Origin of the sequence: Streptomyces sp. NPDC013187 (genome assembly GCF_042899705.1) — a bacterium.
Taxonomy (GTDB): domain Bacteria; phylum Actinomycetota; class Actinomycetes; order Streptomycetales; family Streptomycetaceae; genus Streptomyces; species Streptomyces hawaiiensis_A.
The window spans coordinates 568,484-588,354 of sequence record NZ_JBIBAF010000003.1 but is presented as its reverse complement, the minus strand read 5'-3'; the positions used below and the strand labels follow the sequence as shown (position 1 = coordinate 588,354).

The window sequence follows — 19,871 nt, the reverse complement described above, 5'->3', positions numbered from 1 at the left end:
GGTGGATCCGGCTCCTCGGGGGTGAGGTGTCTACTTGGCCGCGCCGGCGGTGAGCCCGGCGACGATACGGCGCTGGAAGAGCAGCACCATGACCACCAGCGGAATGGTGACGACGACGCCCGCGGCCATCTGGCTGCCGAACGGCGTCTGGTAGGTCGTGGCGCCGGAGAACTTGGAGATGGCGACCGTGGCGGTCTGCATGCCGGGCTTGTTGGTCATCGACAGGGCGATGAGGAACTCGTTCCAGGCCGCGATGAACGTGATGATGGCGGTGGTGAAGATGCCCGGCGCCGCCAGCGGCACGATGACCTTGCGGAAGGCCTGGCCGCGGGTGCAGCCGTCCACCATCGCGGCCTGCTCCAGCTCGTCGGGCATCTGCCGGAAGAACGTGGTCAGGTTCCACACCGCGAGCGGCAGCGTGAAGGACATGCTGGGCACGATCATCGCCTGGTAGGTGTTGATCCAGCCGATGTCGGTGAACAGTTTCAGCAGCGGCACGACGATCGACACCACGGGGAACATCGACGTGGCGATGATCAGGGTGAGGATGAACCGTTTGAAGCGGAACTCCAGCCGGGCCATGGCGTACGCGGTGAAGGTGGCGAGGACCAGCGACAGCGCGGTGGTGACACCGGCGACGATCAGGCTGTTGAGGAGTGCCCTGGTGAAGCCCTGGGCCGGGCCGAACACCGAGCGGTAGTTCGCGAAGGACACCGGGGACGGGAGCAGCGAGGTGCTGAAGACGTCGTTCGTGCTGCGCAGGCTGGAGACCAGCATCCAGTAGAACGGGGCCAGGCAGTAGGCCACCACCAGGGCGATGCCCAGATGGGGCAGCCACTGCCGCCACTTGGCGGTGAGGGTCATGCCGTCACCTCCCGGGCACGGCGGCCGCGCACCCCGGCGCGCCGGCTTCTGCTCTTCCTCGTGCCGCCGGCGTCCCCGACGATGTCGGCGCCGAGCAGCCGTACGAAGGCGAGCGCGATGAGGAAGACGTAGAGGAAAAGGAGGACCGCGTAGGCGGAGGCGGGGCCGAAGCGGACGTTGGACGCCTCGTTCTGGGCGAGCATCGACAGGGTTTCCACGGAGCCCTTCTGGGCGCCGATGAGGATGTAGGGCAGGTCGAACATGCGCAGCGCGTCGAGGCAGCGGAACAGTACCGCCACCAGCAGGGCGGGTTTCACCAGGGGCAGGGTGATGCGCCGGAACTGCTGGAAGGCGCTCGCTCCGTCGAGCCGGGCCGCCTCGTAGACCTCCTTGGGGATGACCTGGAGGCCGGCCAGGACGAGGAGTCCGATGAAGGGTGCGGTCTTCCACACGTCGGCGATGACGACGGCGACCTTGGCGGAGAAGCCGTCGGCGGTCCACAGCACTTGGTGGCCGAGGAGGACGTTGGCGATGCCGTCGGCGTTGAAGATCCACTTCCAGAGCAGTCCGGAGATGGCCGTCGGGATGGCCCAGGGCACCAGGATGCTCGCCCGGACCAGGCCGCGGCCCCGGAACGCCCGGTGCATGATCAGGGCCATGGCCACGCCGATCACCGTCTCCAGCGAGACCGTGACGACGGTGAAGAAGGTGGTGTTCCAGAAGGCGTTCCAGAAGCGGTCGCCGGCCTGGGTGAAGATGTCGGTGTAGTTCTTCAGCCCGACGAACGGCTCGGTGTCGCTGATGAACCCCGTTCTGGGGTCGAGCCCCTTGACTCCGTAGAGGGACTCGTCGAGCGCCATGAGCGTCGGGTAGAGGACGACGATCGTGAGGACCAGCAGCGTCGGGGAGACCAGGAGGGCGGCGAGGCGGCCCGCGCCGGCGGTGGCCCGGGGGCGGCGTCGCGGCTGCGCGGACGCGGGGGGCCGCCCGGGGCGGCGGGCGGCCGCCGTCCCGGGCCGGTGCGCGGCGGTGCCGGGCGGGATCGCGGTGTCGGCCATGAGCCACGCCCTCACTGAGCTGTCAGCTTCCGCAGGTCCGCCTGGAGGTCCTTCAGCGCCTGTGCGCTGCTCTTCTTGCCGGTGAGGGCGGCGTAGACCTCGTTCTGGACGGCGGCGGTGACATCGCCGTACTGCACGACGCGGGGGCGGGGCACGGCCTTGGTGATGGACTGCTTCAGGTCGGGCAGGTACGGGAACTGCTTGTCCAGCGCGGCGTTGTCGTACAGGTCGGCGTAGGGCGAGGCGAGGGAGGCGTTCTTGAGGAAGTAGGTGGAGCTCTCCTCGCTGGTGAAGAACTTCATGAAGTCCAGCGCGGTGGCCTTGTTCTTGGCGAAGGACGACAGGGCCAGGTTGGCGCCGCCGAGGCTGGAGGCGCCGGGGCCGTTCAGGCCGGGCAGGGGGGCGACGGCGAACTTGCCCCTGACGGCGCTCTTCTGGGCCAGGGAGTACACGTAGGGCCAGTTGTTCAGGAAGACCAGCTTGCCGGACTGGAACGCCTGTCGGCCGTCCTCCTCCTGGTAGGTGATGGCCTCCTTGGGGATCGTCCCGTCCTTGAAGGACTTGACGAGGAAGTCCAGGCCCTTCTTCGCCTGCGGGGTGTCGACGTCGGGCTTGCCGTCGGCGTCGACGATGCGGCCGCCGGCGGAGTTGACGGCCTCGGCGAAGTTGACGGTGAGGCCTTCGTACTTCTGGAACTGCCCGGCGTAGCAGGACATGTTCTTCGCCTCGGGGAGCTTCTTCACCTTGGCGCAGTCGGCGGTCATCTGCGCCCAGGTGGTGGGTGGCTCGGTGATGCCGGCCTTCTTGAGCAGGTCGGTGCGGTAGAACAGCAGGCCGCCGTTGGAGCTGGCGGGGACCGCGTACAGCCTGCCGCGGTACTGGCCGGTCTCCACGACCGGCTTGAGCATCCTGCCGAGCGGGAACTGCTGCGCGGGCAGCGGCTCGATCCACTGGTGGGCGGCGAACTCGGACGTCCACACGACGTCGGTGGCGAGCACCGTGTAGGCGTCGGACTTCGTCTCCGCGTTCTGGATCATCTGCTGGCGCTGTGAGTCGGCGTCCGTCGGCAGCTGGATGAAGGTGACCTTCTCCTTGGGGTGGGCCTTGTTCCAGCGGTCGATGATGGTCTGGACGGTGCCGGTGGTGTCCTTGCCCGCGACGTAGGTGATGGGGCCGCGGCCCTTGAAGGTGGCCGGCGCGGCCTGCGCCGACCCGCCCGAGCCGCCGCTGCCGCCGGACGAGCCGCAGGCGGTGAGGAGGAGTCCGGCGGCGGCGAGCGCTGCGCAACATTGAATCGCTCTGGCGGTGCTGGTCTTCACTGTCGCTCCTGGTCTGACGAACCGAAGTCGTGTCTGTTCCCCCGGGATGGCTTTGGTCACGAGATTGCGTTGCCACGGCATTGCACTGCTAAAAACAGCAGGTCACAACGGATGGGAGGCGGCCCTCCTAGGGCGACTTCGAACCTGTCGAGACAACGTTTGCACGCTAGAAGCGCAGTCATCGGGAAGTCAATGCGGACCGACGTCGTAAGAAGGCAAGAATCCGGTGAGACAGCGCTGCCATCGGCAGCCGCCGGATGTGAGGTCGGCGTGCTAGCGTTCGGCGCATGCCACCAGGTCAGCGGCACCCCACGATGGCTGACGTCGCGGAGCGGGCCGGGGTGTCCACCTCCACCGTCTCGCGCACCCTGCGCGGCCTGTCCACCGTCTCCCCCGAGGTCCGCGCCCGGGTCGAACAGGCCGCCCGGGAGCTGGACTTCGCGGTCTCCCGCCATGCCGCGAGCCTGGTGACGGGCCGGACCCGCAACGTGGCGGTGCTGGTGCCCACGCTCAGCTCGTGGTTCATGGGCACGGCCCTGTCGGGCCTCGCCCGCGTCCTGCGGGCGGCGGGCATGGAACTGACGGTGTATGTGATCCCCGACATGGCCGAACGCACCGCGTTCTTCGAGCACCTCCCGGCCCGGCGCAACGCGGACGCGCTGCTGGTGTTCTCCTTCGACCTCACCGACGAGGAGACGGCCCGGCTGGACGACCTCGCCATGCCGGTCGTCTATGTCAGCCAGCACGTCGACGGGCGCCCCAGCGTGTACGTCGACGACGTGGCCGGTGCCCTGCACGGCACCCGGCATCTGCTGAACCTCGGCCACCGCCGGATCGCCTACGTGCGGACAGAGGGTGCCCGCGGGTTCTCCTTCAGTTCGCAGGAGCGGCTGGTCGGGTACCGGCAGGCGCTGGCCGAGGCCGGCCTGCCCCTCGACGACGACCTGGTGGTCGCCACCCCGGCGGGCGACAAGAGGGGTGCGGCAGAGGCGGTCGGCCGGCTGCTCGGGCTGCGGGAGCCGCCCACCGCGGTCTTCGCCGAGCAGGACGAGGTGGCCGTCGCCGTGATCTGGACGCTGCGGGCGACGCGGATCGAGGTGCCCGGGCAGATGTCGGTCGTGGGCTTCGACGACCAGCCGGTCGCGCAGTGGTTCGATCTGACCACGGTGGCCCAGTCGCCGTCGCGGATCGGGCGGGAGGCCGGTGAACTGGCCCTGTCCCTCATCGACGACCCGGGTGCGGACCGCGAGCGGCACCTCGTGCTGCCGACTCATGTCATCCCCCGGACCACCACGGCCCCGCCTCCCGGGCCACGATCCGAGCCTCAACCACCGCCGGACTGAAGGAAATCAGGGCGGCTCGACGAGCGCCCCGCCTAGACTCGCTCCCACACGAGGGGGCTGCCGTATGACCAGCGGGGCGAACACCGTCGGAGACGTCTTCAGCGCGGGAGCGGAGGAGTTCCACCTCTGGTCCGGGGCGCTGTGGGACCCGGTCGGGGCGGCGACGGCCGCCGTGGCCGCCCCGGCCCCCGGCGAGTCGGTGCTGGACGCCTGCTGCGGGGCGGGCGCGTCGGCGCTGCCGGCCGCGCGGGCCGTGGGTCCGGCGGGGCGGGTGGACGCCGTGGACCTCGCGGCCGGGCTGCTGTCGATCGGCGAGCGCCGGGCGCTGGAGGAAGGCCTGGACCACCTCCGCTTCCACCGCCACGACGTCATCTCGTGGCCCGTGACCGGTGACGGCTACGACCTCGTGCAGTGCGCCCTCGGCGTGTTCTTCTTCCCGGACATGGACCGGGACGCCGCGGCACTGATCCGGAAGGTGCGCCCCGGCGGACGGTTCGTCGTGACGGTCTGGGAGAAGGGCGCGCTGGACGGCTGGCAGTCGGCGCTCCGGGAGGCCGTCCTGACGGAGCGCGACCTCCCGCGCCCGCCGCAGCGGGACCAACTCGCCCGGATCGACACGGCGGACACCCTCGCGGACTGGCTCCAGAACCTCGGTGGCAGCGTGCCCCGCGTCGTCCGACGGCAGTTCGACACTCCGCTGACCCCGCACACGGCCTGGGTCCTCGCCACCGGCAGCGGCACGCGCGGGATGCTCACCGGGCTCTCACCGGCCGCCGTGGAGCGGGTGCGCGCCGAGTTCACCACCCGGATCGCCGCGGCCGGGGTCACCGACCTCGACGTACGCATCCTCACGGGAACGGCCCGCTTCAGCGGCTGACCCCTGCCGCCCCGGAACCGGGCCGTTCGTCGTCCTCGTGCGTCACACCTGCGCGAACCGTTGACGACGGTGAGAGGCGCCTCTATCTTCTGACCACTTCTTGGCCGAATTCACGAACCATGTTCGAAATGACGGACAGAGGCGGCTCGTTCCCACCCCGATCACCCGCTGGAGAACCCCCTTGAGACGCATAGCCGTTCGGCTGCTGTTGGCCGCCCTGATGGCCTTCGCGACCTGCCTGGCGTCAGCGCCCGCCCGGGCCGCCGTGCCCGACTCCCCCGCCGTCACGTACACCAACCCGATCGCGGAGAAGCGCGCCGACCCGCACATCTTCAAGCACACCGACGGCTACTACTACTTCACCGCGTCCGTCCCCGAGTACGACCGCATCGTGCTGCGCCGGGCGACCACCATCCAGGGCCTGACGACGGCACCCGAGACGACCATCTGGACGAAGCACGCCAGCGGTGCGATGGGCGCCCACATCTGGGCGCCGGAGATCCACTTCATCGACGGCAAGTGGTACGTGTACTTCGCCGCCGGCGCCACCGACGACATCTGGGCGATCCGGATGTACGTCCTGGAGGGCACCGGCGCCAACCCGCTCACCGCCTCCTGGACCGAGAAGGGGCAGATCAGGACCCAGTGGGAGAGCTTCTCCCTGGACGCCACCACCTTCGTCGTGAACGGCGTGCGCTACCTGGCGTGGGCGCAGCGCGACCCGTCGGTGAACAACAACACCGACGTCTACCTCGCGAAGATGGCCAACCCCTGGACGATCACCGGCACTCCGGTGATGCTGTCGCGGCCCACCTACTCCTGGGAGACCGTCGGCTTCAAGGTCAACGAGGGCCCGGCCGTGATCCAGCGCGGCGGCAAGGTGTTCATGACGTACTCCGCGAGCGCCACCGACGCCAACTACTGCCTGGGCATGCTCACCGCCTCCGCGAGCGCGAACCTGCTCAGCCAGGCGTCCTGGAGCAAGAGCCCCACCCCGGTGTTCGCCAGCAGCGCCGCGACCAGCCAGTACGGCCCGGGCCACAACTCCTTCACGGTCTCCGAGGACGGGAAGAGCGACATCCTCGTCTACCACGACCGCAGCTACAAGGACATCAGCGGCGACCCGCTCTACGACCCCAACCGCCGCACCCGGGTGCAGAAGGTCTACTGGAACGCCGACGGCACACCGAACTTCGGCATCCCGGTGGCCGACGGCGTCACCCCGCAGCGCTTCTCCTCGTACAACTTCCCGGACCGGTTCGTCCGGCACTACGACTACCGGGCCCGGATCGAGGCGAACGTCACCAAGCTCGCCGACTCGCAGTTCCGCGTCGTGCCGGGCCTCGCCGGCAGCGGCACGGTCTCGCTGGAATCGGCCAACTTCCCCGGCTACTACCTGCGGCACGAGAACTTCGAGGTGTGGCTGCGCAAGAACGACGGCAGCGCGCAGTTCGCGTCCGACGCGAGCTTCCGGCAGCGCGCCGGACTCGCGGACCCGGCGGGCGTGTCGTACGAGTCGTACAACTACCCGGGGCGATACGTCCGCCACTGGGAGTACCTGCTGAACGTGCAGGCGGTGAGCACCGCCACCGACCGGGCGGACGCCACCTTCTACGCCCAGTGACGGCACGGTAAATGCGTGTAATGCCCTGAATGCCTTGCCGAGAGGCGGGCACTCAGGGCATGTGCACACACAACAGGGCAAGCGACCGCGCAGGGTGCTGCTCGCCGGCTGGTTCAGCTTCCGGGACAGGGAGGCGACCGCCGGGGACGTGCTGGCCCTGCGCCGGGTGGAGGACGTACTGCGGGGGACGGGCATCCCCTACGACGTCGCCTGGAGCCCCCGCTTCCGTCCGGAGGCTTTGCATCTGGACCGGCTGTGGCCCGAGGACTACACCCATCTCGTGTTCGTGTGCGGCCCGCTGCACGGGCCGCAGGTGGAGGAGCTGCACCGGCGGTTCGCGCACTGCGTGCGGATCGCCGTCGGCACCTCGGTGATCGACCCCGGCAGCCCGGCCGTGACCGGCTTCCACCGGGTGCTGCCCCGGGACGGGCCGGACAGCGAGCCGGTGGAGGACCTCGCGGCCCGCGCCCCGGACGTGCCGGCGCGGCCCGTGGTCGGGGTGATCCTCGCGCACGGGCAGCACGAGTACGGGCAGCTGCGGCGGCACGGGCAGGTCGCCGAGGAGGTGACGCGCTGGCTTGCCTCCAAGGACTGCGGCAGGCTGGAGCTGGAGACCCGGCTGGACACGCACGACTGGCATCTGAGCGCGACGCCCGCGCAACTGCAGTCCGTGCTGGCCCGGCTGGACCTGGTCGTCACCGACCGGCTGCACGGGCTGGTGATCGCGCTGCGGGTGGGCACGCCGGTGCTGGCCGTCGACCCGGTCGCGGGCGGCGCCAAGCTGACCGCGCAGGCCCGGGCCTGCGGCTGGCCCGCGCTGGTGCCCGCCGAGCGGCTGGACGTGCGGCAGTTGGACCGCTGGTGGGACTGGTGCCTGACCGGCGGCCGGGTGACCGCGCGGCAGATCCGCGACGGGTTCCGCGAGGGCTCCGTGCCGGACAGCGCGGACCGGCTCGTCGAGGCGCTGGCGCGGCCGGTGCCCGGTTAGCTCGGCGGCACCACGGGGCACACGCTTGTACGTCCCCCCGCTGTACTTCCCCGCCGCACGTCCCCCCGAGGGAGAGACGGTCCGGCCGCCCGGAAGGAGAGAGCGTGTCCATCGGCCGACTTCCCGAGAACGAGCAGCGCATCCTCGACGAGATGGAACGGGCCCTGCGCCGCGACCGTCGCCTCGACCGCAAGCTGCGTACCCATCGAGTGAGCCGCCGCCCCGACCCCGCCCGTGTCCTGGCCCGGCTGGCCACCTACCGCCCTCGTGTCTGGACCGTGGCGGTCCTGCTCGCGATGTCGACCGGGCTGATGGTGGCCGGGATCGTCACATCCGAGCCGGGTGTGATCTGGGCGTTCGCCGCGATATGGCCCCTGACGATGTTCGCCGGGTTCCGGTTGATGTGCCGGTGGTGCGGGAGCTGAGCGCGGCCGTCACCGCTACGTCCGCTGCGCGCCGGGCAGTTCACCGACGGCGCGCAGGACGTCGTCGGCGGTGATGCGCAGGAGCGCCGGGTCGGGGCGGCGGCCGTGCGGATCGCCCTCCGGGCCGTACCACAGGGCACGGTGGCGCGGGTCGGGCGGCGGGCCCCAGCGGCTCGGCGCGACCGGGCCGAACAGGGTGACGGAACACGCGCCGTGGGCGACCGCGAGGTGAGCGATGCCGGTGTCGCCACTGATCACGGCGTGGGAACCGGCGACCAGCGCGGACAGTCGTTCGAACGGGATGCCGCCGCCGAACACGTCGGTGTCCGGCAGGCCGGCTTCCTTGGCGAGCCGGGCCACCAGGTCGCTCTCGGCCGCACCGCCCGTCACCACGACCCGCAGGCCCCGGGCGCGCAGTTCGGCCGCGACGGCCGCGTACCGCTCGACGGGCCAGCAGCGCGCGGGCGACCCGGCGCCGGGATGCAGTACGACCGCCCCGGGCGCCGGGGACGCGGTCCCCGGACGGGGCAGCAGCAGATCGCCCGGGTCGGCGTCGATGCCGTAGGCCCGCAGCAGTCGGCACCAGCGGTCGCGTTCGTGCTCCTCCGGGTACCAGGGCGGGCCCTCGACGCCGGGCAGGTCCGGGTGGGCGAAGGCGAGCAGCTTCAGCGGGCGCAGGCTCAGCAGCAGCCGGTGGCTGGGCGGTCCGTTGCCGTGCAGGTCGACGGCGATGTCCGGGGGCGGACCGGTCCAGTCGAGCGTGCGCGGGACGGCCCGGCCGGGGGCACTCGCCGGCAGCAGCCGGTCCACGGCCCCCGAGGCGTCCGCGACCGGAGCGAGCTCGGCGGGCGCCGCCAGCACGAGTTCGTACTCCGGGTGGGCCCGCCGTAGCGCGCGCAGCGCGGGGACACCTGCGAGGAGGTCCCCGAGCCCGAGGGCGCGCAGGACGAGGAGGCGGGGGCGTACGGGCTGCGCTGTCCGGTCCGGGGTCATGTCAGCAGCCTGCCCCGCACACGCCGCGGCCGCCGCCGCAGGCCCGCCCATCGGGTGCCGTACGGCACCTCTGTGGCCGACCCGGTGCGACCGACGACTCCGCGGCACCGGCCGCCGCAGACGCCCGCCGGGCGCGAGCCGACGGTCACGGACACCCGCCCTGACACGACACCCGGCGCCGCGGACACCCGCCAAGGGTGGGCCGACCGTCACCATTGCCGTCCTGGCACGAGACCCGACGCCGCAGGCGCCCGCCGGAGGTGGGGCGGCCGTCGGGGGTGGGACGGCCGTCGGGGGTGAGGCGGCCGTCGCGGGTGAGGCGGCCGTCGCGGGTGACCGTCAGGGACGGGCCCCGGCTTCTCGGGTGCCGGCTTCTCGGATGCCGGCTTCTCGGATGCCGGCTTCTCGGATGCGGCATCGGTCGTCACGGGCGCGCCCGCCCGGTCACGGGCCGGTCGTGAACGCCTGCTGGATGGGGCGTTCGTCGGCGAGGACGCGGCCCTTCGGCGGTCCGTCCAGCACCGCCCGGACGGCGGTGAGCAGGTCCGGGGCGACGTGGTCGGCCCGGACGGCCTCCTCGGGGCCGGTGTGCCCGTTCGGGACGAGGATGCCGTGGGCGCCCGCCCGGCGCGCGGCCTCGGCGTCCGCGGAGGTGGAGCCGATGACGACGAGCTCGGCGGGCCCGGTGCAGATCCGTCCGCCCGCCCACAGCAGCATGCCGGGCTGTGGCCTGCGGCAGTGGCAGCCGTCGTCGGGGCCGTGCGGGCAGACGGCGAACACATCGAAGGGGCCGAGCAGTTCGTCGACGCGGTGATGGACACGGCGGAGGTCGGCGTCGGTGAGCAGCCCGCTCGCGACACCCGGCTGGTCGGTGACGACACCGGTGCGGATGCCGCGCTCCCGCAGCAGCGCGAGCGCCTCGCGAGCGCCCTCGACGGGGCGTACGCGGTCGGGGTCGGCGTTGTCGGGGACGTCCTCGACGAGCGTGCCGTCGCGGTCGAACAGCACGGCCTTCACCGGGCTCACGGGGTGGCCTCCTCCTGCCAGGCGGGGGTGTGACGGTGGCGCCAGGCACCTGCCAGCCGGTGCCAGGTCGCGGTGGGCGGGATGAGCACGCTGGTCGCCAGCATCGTCGTGACCTCGTGACGGGTGCGCGGGCCGGGGACGATACGGGCGCGGGCGAACTCCGCCGTGCCGGCCGCCCAGCCGAGCGCGCAGGCCGTGGCGGCCCGGCCGTGCCCGGTGGCGGCGAGGGCGCAGGCGGCCAGGCCGGCGGTCGTGATGGCCGCGTGAGTGCGGATCCGGCCGCGCGGCGCGACGGCCTTGTCCCACCAGTCGGGGCCGTGCAGATGCCGCATCAGGGCGTCGTCGGCGTTGCCGCGCTGCTGGCGTACGGACGCCCAGCGGGAGGCGGAGTGCACGGGGTGGCGGGCGGTGCGGCGGCCCTGCCGGATGCGCCAGCCGGAGTCGAGGACCCGCAGCGCGAGGTCGGCGTCCTCGCGGAAGGCGCGCCGGAAGCGCTCGTCGAAGCCGCCGACCTGCTTGAGGACCTCGGTGCGGTAGGCCATGTCGGCGGTGACCCAGTGGGCCCGGACGAGTCCCGCGGTGCCGCGTTCCCAGTCGGTGGGGCGGCGTTCGCCGGGCAGCGGCACGGCGAGGACGCCCTGGACGCCCGCGATGTCGGGGGACGCCCCGGCGAGGTCCTCGGCCAGCTGGTCGCACCAGTGGGCCCCCACCTGGACGTCGTCGTCGAGGAACACGGTCCACGGCGTACTCACGGCGCGCAGCCCGGTGTTGCGGGCGGCGGCGGGCCCACGACCGCCGCCGTCCAGCACGACGGTCCGCTCCCGCAGGTCGCCGAGGACGCTCAACGGGTGCTGCAGCGGCCCGGGTTCGGGGTCGGTCCGGTCGTCGACCAGGACGATCTCCTCGGGACGCGGCCCGATCGCGGCGGCGAGCGCGGCGAGACAGTCGGCGAGGGTGTCCGGCACGAGGGTGGGGATCACGACGGCGTACGAGGTCATACGGCGGCCCTCCCTCCGACGGCGTGCGCGGACTGCCGTGCTGGCGAGTGCCGCGCTACGGCTCCTTTCAAACACCAGGTCAGGCCGTCAGGGGACACCCAGGAGACTATAAACCGCGCGTATACACGCGATATATAGTCCCGCCATGCCTTCTCCGACCAAGAAGATGAAGAAAACGGGGACCACGTTCCGAACCGCCGGAACGCTCGCGGCGACCGCCGCCCTCGCCCTCACCCTGAGCGGCTGCACGGGGACCGACACCACCGCACCCAGCGCCGTCCGGGCCCGCCCGGCCACGGACGTGCAACCGGCCCGTTTCGGCACCGTGGACTGCCGCGAAGTCAAGTGCATCGCACTCACCTTCGACGCCGGGCCGAGCGAGCACTCCGCGCGGCTGCTGGACATCCTGAAGGAGAAGCAGGTCCCGGCGACCTTCTTCCTCCTCGGGAAGCGGCACATCGAGAAGTACCCGGAGCTGGTGCGGCGCATGGCCGACGAGGGCCACGAAGTGGCCAGCCACACCTGGGACCACAAGATCCTGACCGAGCTGAGACCCGACGAGATACGCGAGGAACTGGAACGCCCCAACGAGGAGATAGAGCGCCTCACCGGCCGGCGCCCCACCCTGATGCGCCCGCCGCAGGGCCGCACCGACGACACCGTGCACGCCATCTGCCGCGAACTCGGCCTCGCCGAGGTGCTGTGGAGCGTGACGGCGAAGGACTATCAGACGACCGACTCCGACCTGATCACCCGCCGCGTCCTCGCCCAGTCCTCCCGGGACGGCATCATTCTCCTCCACGACCTCTACGACGGCACGGTGCCGGCGGTGCCCGGGATCATCGACGCCCTGAAGGAACGCGGCTACGTCTTCGTGACGGTGCCTCAGCTGCTGGCACCGGGGAAGGCGGAGCCGGGCGAGGTGTACCGGTGACGCCCCGAGGGTTCCCTACGATCGTGCCGTGGCGAACTTCCTGCTCGAACGCACGGCCCCGCTCCCCCTCGACGAGGCGTGGCGGCGCATCACCCGGTGGCAACGGCACGGTGACGCGGTGCCGCTGACGGTGGTCAGGGTCGTACCGCCCGAGCCGACCCGCGAGGGCACCCTCGTCGTGGCCCGCTCGGGCGTGGGTCCGCTGGGTTTCGACGACCCGATGGAGGTCACCGTGTGGCAGCCGCCCGAGGGCGGGGCAGCGGGGATGTGCCGGCTGGAGAAGCGGGGCCGGGTGGTGCTGGGGTGGGCCGAACTCGAGGTGCGGCCCGGCCCGGGGGGCCGTACGCGGGTGATCTGGCGGGAGGAGATCCGGGTCCGGTTCCTGCCGTCGCTCTTCGACGGCACGGTGCGGCGCTCCTCCCGGTACGTGTTCGGGCGGGCCCTGAATCATCTGCTCCGGCAACCCTGAAGCACCGGCCGGGGCGCGGCCTCCCCTGCCGGGGCCTCAGGCCACCGACCCGATCCGGCCTACGGTGCCCGCATCCGGCCCGTGGTGGATCGGCGTGTGCGACCCGGTCAGGGAGACCCCGCTGCCGCCCCGCCGTCCGGCGACGATCTCCGACGCGATCGACAGGGCCGTCTCCTCGGGCGTACGGGCCCCGAGATCCAGGCCGATCGGCGAGTGCAGGCGGCTCAACTCCATTTCGGTGACGCCGACTTCACGCAACCGGGCGTTGCGGTCCAGGTGGGTGCGCCGGGACCCCATGGCACCGACGTACGCCACCGGCAGGCGCAGTGCCAGCTTCAGCAGGGGCACGTCGAACTTGGCGTCGTGGGTCAGCACGCACAGGACCGTGCGGGCGTCGACGTCGGTGCCCTCCAGGTAGCGGTGGGGCCAGTCGACCACGATCTCGTCGGCCTCGGGGAAGCGCGTCCGGGTCGCGAAGACGGGGCGCGCGTCGCACACCGTGACGTGGTAGCCGAGGAACTTGCCCATGCGGACCAGGGCGGAGACGAAGTCGATGGCGCCGAAGACGATCATGCGGGGTGGGGGGACCGAGGACTCGACCAGGACCGTGAGCGGGGCCCCGCAGCGTGAACCCTGCTCGCCGATCTCCAGGGTGCCGGTGCGGCCCGCGTCGAGGAAGGCGCGGGCCTCGGCGGCGACCGTGCGGTCCAGTTCCGGATGGGCGCCGAAGCCGCCGTCGTGGGAACCGCCGGGGCGGACCAGGAGGGCCAGGCCCGTCAGTTGGGGCGGGCCCGACACGATCCGCGCCACCGCCGCCGCCTCCCCTCGGGCGGCGGCGGTGAGCGCGGAGGCGACCACCGGGCGGACCGGATCGGCGGCCCGTACCGGGGTGACCAGGATGTCGATGACGCCGCCGCAGGTCAGGCCCACGGCGAAGGCGTCGTCGTCGCTGTATCCGAAGCGCTCCAGGACGGTCTCGCCGTCCCGCAGCGCCTGCTCGCACAGTTCGTAGACCGCGCCCTCCACGCAGCCCCCGGAGACCGAGCCGATCGCCGTGCCGTCGGCGTCCACCGCGAGCGCGGCGCCGGGCTGCCGGGGCGCGCTGCCGCCGACGGCCACCACGGTGGCCACGGCGAAGTCACGGCCCTGCTCGACCCACCGGTTCAGCTCCTCGGCGATGTCCAGCATCTGTCTCGGTCTCCTTGAGGTCGCGGGAGGGGTGGGCGTCAGTGGACGCCCAGCCAGCTCTCGATCGGGTTGAGGGCGAAGTACACGAGGAACACCCCTGTGAGGATCCACATGAAGGCGCCGATCTCACGCCACTTGCCCTGGGCGGTCTTGATGGCGACGTAGGAGATGACGCCCGCGGCGACACCGGTGGTGATGGTGTAGGTGAACGGCATCAGCACGACGGTGAGGAACACCGGGACGGCGGTGGCCCGGTCGGCCCAGTCGACGTGCCGGGCGTTCATCAGCATCATGGCGCCGATGACGACGAGGGCGGCGGACGCGACCTCCTGGGGCACGATCGCGGTGAGCGGGGTGAAGAACAGGCAGGCCGCGAAGAACAGGCCGGTGACCACGGAGGCGAGGCCCGTGCGGGCGCCCTCTCCGACGCCCGTGGCCGACTCGATGAACACCGTCTGGCCGGAACCGCCGGACACGCCTCCGATCGCGCCGCCGGCCCCGTCGATGAACAGCGCCTTGGACAGGCCCGGCATGCGGCCCTTGTCGTCGGCGAGCTTGGCCTCGGTGCCGACGCCGATGATGGTGGCCATCGCGTCGAAGAACCCGGCGAGCACCAGGGTGAACACGATCATGCCGACGGTCATCGCGCCGACCTCGCCCCAGCCACCGAACCGCACGTCCCCGAAGAGCGAGAAGTCGGGCATGGAGACGGCACTGCCGTGCAGTTCGGGTGCGCCACCGGCCCACTGCCTGGGGTCGATGACGCCGGCGGCGTTCAGGATCGCCGCGACGACCGTGCCGCCGACGATGCCGATGAGGATGGCGCCCGGGACGTTCCGGGCCTGGAGCATGAAGATCAGCAGCAGGGTCCCGGCGAAGAGCAGCACGGGCCAGCCGGCCAGTTCGCCCGCCGGGCCGAGCGCGAGGGGGGTCGCCTCGCCCTGGTGCACGAAGCCCGACTTGTAGAAGCCGATGAGGGCGATGAACAGGCCGATGCCCATCGTGATGCCGTGCTTGAGCGCGAGTGGAATGGCGTTCATGATCATCTCGCGCAGGCCGGTGACGACCAGCAGCATGATGACCACGCCGTACATCACGCACATGCCCATCGCCTGCGGCCAGGTCATCTGGGGTGCGACCTGGGAGGCGAGCACTCCGGAGACGGAGAGGCCGGCGGCGAGCGCGAGCGGCACCTTGCCGACGAAGCCCATCAGCAGGGTGGTGAAGGCCGCCGCGAACGCGGTCGCGGTGATCAGGGCCGGCTGGGCGAGCGTGTCCCCGGCGGCGTCCTTGCCGGACAGGATCAGGGGGTTGAGCAGGAGGATGTACGCCATCGCCATGAAGGTCGTGACGCCGCCGCGCACTTCACGGGCGACGCTGGACCCTCTGTGGGATATGTGGAAGTACCGGTCGAGCCAGGACCGTCCGGCCGGGACGCGGGTGCCTTCGCCCGCGTCGTCGGCTGTGGTCCTCGGCTCTACGGACTGCTGGGTCATGTGGGCCTACTCCCAAGGTTCAAAGGGGCACCCGCGTCTTGCCTCTGCGCTTGCGGGATTTGGGAAGGTGCTGCGGCCGCACGACCCGGGGGACGGCCCGAGGCGAACGATGGGGTCTTCCGGGGACCGCGAGCGGTGCGGTGCCCGGGTACTCCGGGCGGCGCGGAGTGTGTGACGTTCCCTTGCGCCGCCCGGAGAGCTCTTACGCGGTGCCGGTCAGGTGCTCGGGGCGGACCGGCGTCCTGTTCAGCTCCAGACCGGTCGCAGCGCGGATCGCCGCGAGGACCGCAGGAGTCGACGACAGGGTGGGTGCCTCGCCGATGCCGCGCAGCCCGTACGGGGCGTGCTCGTCGGCGAGTTCGAGCACGTCGACCGGGATGGTCGGCGTGTCGAGGATGGTCGGGATCAGGTAGTCGGTGAAGGACGGGTTCTTGACCTTCGCCGTCTTCGGGTCGACGACGATCTCCTCCATGACCGCCACGCCCAGGCCCTGGGTGGTGCCGCCCTGGATCTGGCCGAGCACCGACAGCGGGTTGAGCGCCTTGCCGACGTCCTGGGCGCAGGCCAGTTCGATGACCTTGACCAGGCCGAGCTCGGTGTCGACCTCGACGACGGCCCGGTGCGCGGCAAAGGAGTACTGCACGTGCCCGTTGCCCTGTCCGGTGCGCAGGTCGAAGGGCTCGGTCGGCCGGTGCCGCCACTCCGCCTCGACCTCCACGGTCTCGCCCTCCAGGACGTCGGCCAGGTCGGAGAGGACCTCGCCGCCGTCGGTGACGACCTTGCCGCCCTCCAGGAGCAGTTCCGCCGTCGCCCAGGCCGGGTGGTAGGAGCCGAACTTGCGGCGCCCGATCTCCAGGACCTTCTCGCGGACCAGCTCACAGGAGTTCTTCACCGCGCCACCGGTGACGTACGTCTGCCGAGAGGCCGACGTCGAACCGGCGCTGCCCACCTGGGTGTCGGCCGGGTGGATGGTCACCTGCGTGACGCCCAGCTCGGTGCGGGCGATCTGCGCGTGGACGGTGACACCGCCCTGCCCGACCTCCGCCATGGCGGTGTGCACGGTGGCGACGGGCTCGCCGGCGACGACCTCCATGCGGACCTTGGCGGTGGAGTAGTCGTCGAAGCCCTCGGAGAAGCCGACGTTCTTGATGCCGACCGCGTAGCCGACCCCGCGGACGACACCCTCGCCGTGCGTGGTGTTGGACAGGCCGCCCGGCAGTTGCCGTACGTCGGCGCCCTCGCTGGACTCCCACTGGCGCTCCGGCGGCATCGGCATCGCCTTGACGCGGCGCAGCAGTTCGGCGACGGGGGCCGGGGAGTCGACGGGCTGCCCGGTCGGCAGGAGCGTGCCCTGCTCCATGGCGTTGAGCCGGCGGAACTCCACCGGGTCCATGCCGAGCTTCGCGGCGAGCTTGTCCATCTGCGCCTCGTAGGCGAAGCACGCCTGGACCGCGCCGAAGCCGCGCATGGCGCCGCAGGGCGGGTTGTTGGTGTAGAGGGCGATGGCCTCGATGTCCACGTCGTCGACCACGTACGGGCCGACGGACAGGGAGGAGGCGTTGCCGACGACGGCCGGGGAGGCCGAGGCGTAGGCACCGCCGTCCAGGACGATCCGGCACTTCAGGTGGGTGAGCTTGCCGTCCTTGGTGGCCCCGTGCTCGTAGTGGAGCTTGGCGGGGTGGCGGTGGACGTGCCCGAAGAACGACTCGAACCGGTTGTAGACGATCTTGACGGGCTTGCCGGTGCGCAGGGCCAGCAGGCAGGCGTGGATCTGCATCGACAGGTCCTCGCGGCCGCCGAACGCGCCGCCGACGCCGGAGAGCGTCATCCGCACCTTGTCCTCGGGCAGGCCGAGCACGGGGGCGATCTGGCGCAGGTCGCTGTGCAGCCACTGGGTGGCGATGTAGAGGTGGACGCCGCCGTCCTCCTCCGGCACGGCGAGGCCGGACTCGGGGCCGAGGAAGGCCTGGTCCTGCATGCCGAAGGTGTACTCGCCGGTGACGATCACGTCGGCCCGCTCGCGCGCCGCCGCCACGTCGCCGCGGACGATCGGCTGGCGGTGCACGATGTTGGGGTGCGGGACGTGACCGGCGTGGTGGTCGTCGCGGTTCTCGTGGACGAGGAGCGCGTCCGGGGCGGTCGCGGAGGCCTCGTCGGTGATGACGGGCAGCTCGCGGTAGTCGACCTTGATCTTCGCGGCGGCCCGGCGGGCCGTCTCCGGGTGGTCGGCGGCGACGAGCGCGACCGGCTCACCGTGGTGGCGGACCTTGCCGTGGGCGAGGACCGGGGTGTCCTGGATCTCCAGGCCGTAGTTCTTCACGTCGGTGGGCAGGTCGTCGTACGTCAGTACGGCGTAGACGCCCGGCATGGCCAGGGCCTCGCCCGTGTCGATGGACACGATCTCGGCGTGCGCGACGGTCGAGCGGAGGATCTGCCCCCACAGCATGTCCTCGTGCCACATGTCGGACGAGTACGCGAACTCGCCGGTGACCTTGAGGGTGCCGTCGGGGCGGAGCGTGGACTCGCCGATGCCGCCCTTGGTCCGGGAGCCCTGGGTGATCTTCGTGGGGGTCCCGCTGGGAGAAGCCATGATCAGACCGCCTCTGACTGCCGGGCGGCCGCGAGGCGGACCGCGTCCATGATCTTCTCGTAGCCGGTGCAGCGGCACAGGTTGCCCGACAGCGCCTCGCGGATGTCCGCGTCGGTCGGGGTCGGGTTGCGCTCCAGCATCTCGTCGGCGGCGACCAGCAGGCCGGGGGTGCAGAAGCCGCACTGCACGGCGCCGGCGTCGATGAACGCCTGCTGGATCGGCGACAGCTCGGTGCCCTCGCCGGTCTGCGAGTCGGTGCCCCCGGCCTCCCTCCCCGAGGCTTCGCCCGGGGGGACCCCCAGCTGGGCGTTCTGCAGCGTCGTGCCGCAGGCCCCGGATGCGCAGCCGCCACCCTCGGCGCGCTGCTTGGCGAAGTCGGCGAGCCCCTCGACGGTGACGACCTCGCGGCCCTCCACCTGCCCGGCGGCGACCAGGCAGGAGCACACCGGCACACCGTCCAGACGGACCGTGCACGAGCCGCACTCGCCCTGCTCGCAGGCGTTCTTCGAGCCCGGCAGCCCGAGCCGCTCCCGCAGCACGTACAGCAGGGACTCGCCCTCCCACACGTCGTCGGCTTCCTGCTGACGGCCGTTGACCGTGAAGTTGACGCGCATCAGGCAGCTCCCTCGGTGGTGCGGCGGGCGCCGCGGTAGGACTCCCAGGTCCAGGTCAGCGTGCGGCGGGCCATGACGCCGACCGCGTGGCGGCGGTAGCTCGCCGTGCCCCGGACGTCGTCGATCGGGTTGCAGGCGGCGGAGCACAGGTCCGCGAACTGCTTGGCGACCGACGGGGTGATGATCTGCCCGTTGTCCCAGAAGCCGCCCTCCTCCAGCGCGGCGTTCAGGAACTCCTCGGCGGCCTTGGCCCGGACGGGTGTCGGGGCGGCCGAGCCGATCCCGGTGCGCACGGTCCGCGTCCCGGGGTGCAGCGCGAGCCCGAAGGCGCACACGGCGATGACCATCGCGTTCCTGGTCCCCACCTTGGAGAACTGCTGCGGCCCGTCGGCCTTCTTCACGTGCACGGCGCGGATCAGCTCGTCGGCCGCGAGCGCATTGCGCTTCACGCCGGTGTAGAACGCGTCGATCGGAATGAGACGGCTGCCGCGCACCGACTCGACCTCCACCTCGGCGCCCGCGGCGAGCAGGGCGGGGTGGGCGTCACCGGCCGGGGAGGCGGTGCCGAGGTTGCCGCCGACGCCGCCGCGGTTGCGGATCTGCGGGGAGGCGACCGTGTGCGAGGCGAGGGCGAGACCCGGCAGCTCGGCGCGGAGGTTCTCCATGATCTTCGTGTACGGCACGGAGGCACCCAGTCGCACGCTCTCCTCGCCGACCTCCCACTCGGAGAGGTCGCCGATGCGGTTCAGGTCCAGGAGGTACTCGGGCCGGCGGTGGTCGAAGTTGATCTCGACCATCACGTCGGTGCCACCCGCAATCGGCACAGCTGTGGGGTGCTCGGCTTTCGCGGCGAGCGCCTCCTCCCAGCTGGCGGGGCGAAGGAAGTCCATGACCGGCTCTCTTCTTCGTCTTCTCGTGGGGCGTTCAGATTGAGCCAATCCGTGTGCGGCGGTCCCGGCTCGTTCATGTTCTGTTCACGCGTAGTGGCCTCAGTACACAGCGCGCTGCGCCGAGCGAGTCAGTCACGGAAACCATGAAGGAGTTGGCTGGCCAGGACAGGCATCT

At 71.6% G+C, this 19,871-nt stretch carries 18 protein-coding genes; 7 read left to right on the top strand and 11 right to left on the bottom strand.

The features are described from left to right. Positions 1 to 30: 30 nt before the first annotated feature. From ACFY5B_RS08515 to ACFY5B_RS08505, 3 genes are read right to left on the bottom strand one after another with little or no spacing between them, the layout of a single operon-like run. On the bottom strand, positions 31 to 864 hold the full coding sequence (locus ACFY5B_RS08515; RefSeq protein ID WP_389966377.1) for a carbohydrate ABC transporter permease: 834 nt from the start codon (positions 862 to 864) through the stop codon (positions 31 to 33). Further along, complete coding sequence (locus ACFY5B_RS08510) at positions 861 to 1,922, bottom strand: carbohydrate ABC transporter permease (RefSeq protein ID WP_389966374.1); 1,062 nt, start codon at positions 1,920 to 1,922, stop codon at positions 861 to 863. The genes ACFY5B_RS08515 and ACFY5B_RS08510 overlap by 4 nt, the downstream gene beginning before the upstream one ends. An 11-nt stretch (positions 1,923 to 1,933) precedes the next feature. Next, on the bottom strand, positions 1,934 to 3,241 hold the full coding sequence (locus tag ACFY5B_RS08505) for an ABC transporter substrate-binding protein (protein WP_389966371.1): 1,308 nt from the start codon (positions 3,239 to 3,241) through the stop codon (positions 1,934 to 1,936). Positions 3,242 to 3,555: 314 nt separating this feature from the next. Between ACFY5B_RS08505 and ACFY5B_RS08500 the strand changes: the two genes are divergently transcribed. The 5 genes from ACFY5B_RS08500 (at position 3,556) to ACFY5B_RS08480 (ending at position 8,498) form a co-directional block, all read left to right on the top strand. Next, entirely contained in the window at positions 3,556 to 4,584 is a 1,029-nt protein-coding gene (locus ACFY5B_RS08500; protein WP_389966489.1) for a LacI family DNA-binding transcriptional regulator, read from the top strand. A gap of 64 nt (positions 4,585 to 4,648) precedes the next feature. Further along, entirely contained in the window at positions 4,649 to 5,461 is an 813-nt protein-coding gene (locus ACFY5B_RS08495) for a class I SAM-dependent methyltransferase (protein WP_389966368.1), read from the top strand. Between the two features lie 220 nt (positions 5,462 to 5,681). After that, positions 5,682 to 7,085 (top strand): family 43 glycosylhydrolase, encoded by a 1,404-nt coding sequence (locus ACFY5B_RS08490; RefSeq protein WP_389966486.1) that lies wholly within the window; start codon positions 5,682 to 5,684, stop codon positions 7,083 to 7,085. Between the two features lie 61 nt (positions 7,086 to 7,146). Continuing rightward, entirely contained in the window at positions 7,147 to 8,073 is a 927-nt protein-coding gene (locus tag ACFY5B_RS08485; RefSeq protein WP_389966365.1) for a polysaccharide pyruvyl transferase family protein, read from the top strand. 104 nt (positions 8,074 to 8,177) lie between these two features. Further along, complete coding sequence (locus ACFY5B_RS08480) at positions 8,178 to 8,498, top strand: DUF3040 domain-containing protein (RefSeq protein WP_389966362.1); 321 nt, start codon at positions 8,178 to 8,180, stop codon at positions 8,496 to 8,498. A gap of 15 nt (positions 8,499 to 8,513) precedes the next feature. Here ACFY5B_RS08480 and ACFY5B_RS08475 read toward each other — a convergent pair whose 3' ends face one another. From ACFY5B_RS08475 to ACFY5B_RS08465, 3 genes are all read right to left on the bottom strand, one after another. Continuing rightward, a complete protein-coding gene (locus ACFY5B_RS08475) occupies positions 8,514 to 9,491 on the bottom strand; it encodes a glycosyltransferase family 9 protein (RefSeq protein ID WP_389966359.1) in 978 nt (325 codons plus the stop codon). Positions 9,492 to 9,935: 444 nt separating this feature from the next. Beyond that, positions 9,936 to 10,517, bottom strand: a complete 582-nt coding sequence (locus ACFY5B_RS08470) for a D-glycero-alpha-D-manno-heptose-1,7-bisphosphate 7-phosphatase (RefSeq protein ID WP_389966356.1) — start codon at positions 10,515 to 10,517, stop codon at positions 9,936 to 9,938. After that, complete coding sequence (locus tag ACFY5B_RS08465) at positions 10,514 to 11,515, bottom strand: glycosyltransferase family 2 protein (protein ID WP_389966353.1); 1,002 nt, start codon at positions 11,513 to 11,515, stop codon at positions 10,514 to 10,516. The genes ACFY5B_RS08470 and ACFY5B_RS08465 overlap by 4 nt, the downstream gene beginning before the upstream one ends. A gap of 166 nt (positions 11,516 to 11,681) precedes the next feature. Between ACFY5B_RS08465 and ACFY5B_RS08460 the strand changes: the two genes are divergently transcribed. Further along, positions 11,682 to 12,449 (top strand): polysaccharide deacetylase family protein, encoded by a 768-nt coding sequence (locus ACFY5B_RS08460; protein ID WP_389966483.1) that lies wholly within the window; start codon positions 11,682 to 11,684, stop codon positions 12,447 to 12,449. A gap of 28 nt (positions 12,450 to 12,477) precedes the next feature. After that, positions 12,478 to 12,918: an SRPBCC family protein gene (locus ACFY5B_RS08455; protein ID WP_389966350.1), complete on the top strand. Its 441-nt coding sequence runs from the start codon at positions 12,478 to 12,480 to the stop codon at positions 12,916 to 12,918. Positions 12,919 to 12,954: 36 nt separating this feature from the next. Here the strand turns inward: ACFY5B_RS08455 and ACFY5B_RS08450 are convergent, their stop codons facing one another. From ACFY5B_RS08450 to ACFY5B_RS08430, 5 genes are all read right to left on the bottom strand, one after another. Beyond that, positions 12,955 to 14,106: an XdhC family protein gene (locus ACFY5B_RS08450; protein ID WP_389966347.1), complete on the bottom strand. Its 1,152-nt coding sequence runs from the start codon at positions 14,104 to 14,106 to the stop codon at positions 12,955 to 12,957. Between the two features lie 38 nt (positions 14,107 to 14,144). Beyond that, entirely contained in the window at positions 14,145 to 15,602 is a 1,458-nt protein-coding gene (locus ACFY5B_RS08445) for an NCS2 family permease (protein WP_389966344.1), read from the bottom strand. 202 nt (positions 15,603 to 15,804) lie between these two features. Beyond that, positions 15,805 to 18,192: a xanthine dehydrogenase family protein molybdopterin-binding subunit gene (locus tag ACFY5B_RS08440; RefSeq protein WP_389966341.1), complete on the bottom strand. Its 2,388-nt coding sequence runs from the start codon at positions 18,190 to 18,192 to the stop codon at positions 15,805 to 15,807. 2 nt (positions 18,193 to 18,194) lie between these two features. Further along, positions 18,195 to 18,806 (bottom strand): (2Fe-2S)-binding protein, encoded by a 612-nt coding sequence (locus ACFY5B_RS08435; protein WP_389966338.1) that lies wholly within the window; start codon positions 18,804 to 18,806, stop codon positions 18,195 to 18,197. Then, the gene (locus tag ACFY5B_RS08430; RefSeq protein ID WP_389966335.1) at positions 18,806 to 19,696 is read right to left on the bottom strand and encodes an FAD binding domain-containing protein; all 891 of its coding nucleotides are present in this window, start codon (positions 19,694 to 19,696) and stop codon (positions 18,806 to 18,808) included. The genes ACFY5B_RS08435 and ACFY5B_RS08430 overlap by 1 nt, the downstream gene beginning before the upstream one ends. Positions 19,697 to 19,871 lie beyond the last annotated feature (175 nt).

Coding starts and splice junctions, on each gene's coding strand:
- ACFY5B_RS08445 (WP_389966344.1), bottom strand. CDS start 15,602: ATGACCCAGCAGTCCGTAGAGCCGAGGACCACAGCCGACGACGCGGGC.
- ACFY5B_RS08435 (WP_389966338.1), bottom strand. CDS start 18,806: ATGCGCGTCAACTTCACGGTCAACGGCCGTCAGCAGGAAGCCGACGAC.
- ACFY5B_RS08515 (WP_389966377.1), bottom strand. CDS start 864: ATGACCCTCACCGCCAAGTGGCGGCAGTGGCTGCCCCATCTGGGCATC.
- ACFY5B_RS08510 (WP_389966374.1), bottom strand. CDS start 1,922: ATGGCCGACACCGCGATCCCGCCCGGCACCGCCGCGCACCGGCCCGGG.
- ACFY5B_RS08490 (WP_389966486.1), top strand. CDS start 5,682: ATGGCCTTCGCGACCTGCCTGGCGTCAGCGCCCGCCCGGGCCGCCGTG.
- ACFY5B_RS08495 (WP_389966368.1), top strand. CDS start 4,649: ATGACCAGCGGGGCGAACACCGTCGGAGACGTCTTCAGCGCGGGAGCG.
- ACFY5B_RS08450 (WP_389966347.1), bottom strand. CDS start 14,106: ATGCTGGACATCGCCGAGGAGCTGAACCGGTGGGTCGAGCAGGGCCGT.
- ACFY5B_RS08440 (WP_389966341.1), bottom strand. CDS start 18,192: ATGGCTTCTCCCAGCGGGACCCCCACGAAGATCACCCAGGGCTCCCGG.
- ACFY5B_RS08430 (WP_389966335.1), bottom strand. CDS start 19,696: ATGGACTTCCTTCGCCCCGCCAGCTGGGAGGAGGCGCTCGCCGCGAAA.
- ACFY5B_RS08465 (WP_389966353.1), bottom strand. CDS start 11,515: ATGACCTCGTACGCCGTCGTGATCCCCACCCTCGTGCCGGACACCCTC.
- ACFY5B_RS08500 (WP_389966489.1), top strand. CDS start 3,556: ATGGCTGACGTCGCGGAGCGGGCCGGGGTGTCCACCTCCACCGTCTCG.
- ACFY5B_RS08460 (WP_389966483.1), top strand. CDS start 11,682: ATGAAGAAAACGGGGACCACGTTCCGAACCGCCGGAACGCTCGCGGCG.
- ACFY5B_RS08475 (WP_389966359.1), bottom strand. CDS start 9,491: ATGACCCCGGACCGGACAGCGCAGCCCGTACGCCCCCGCCTCCTCGTC.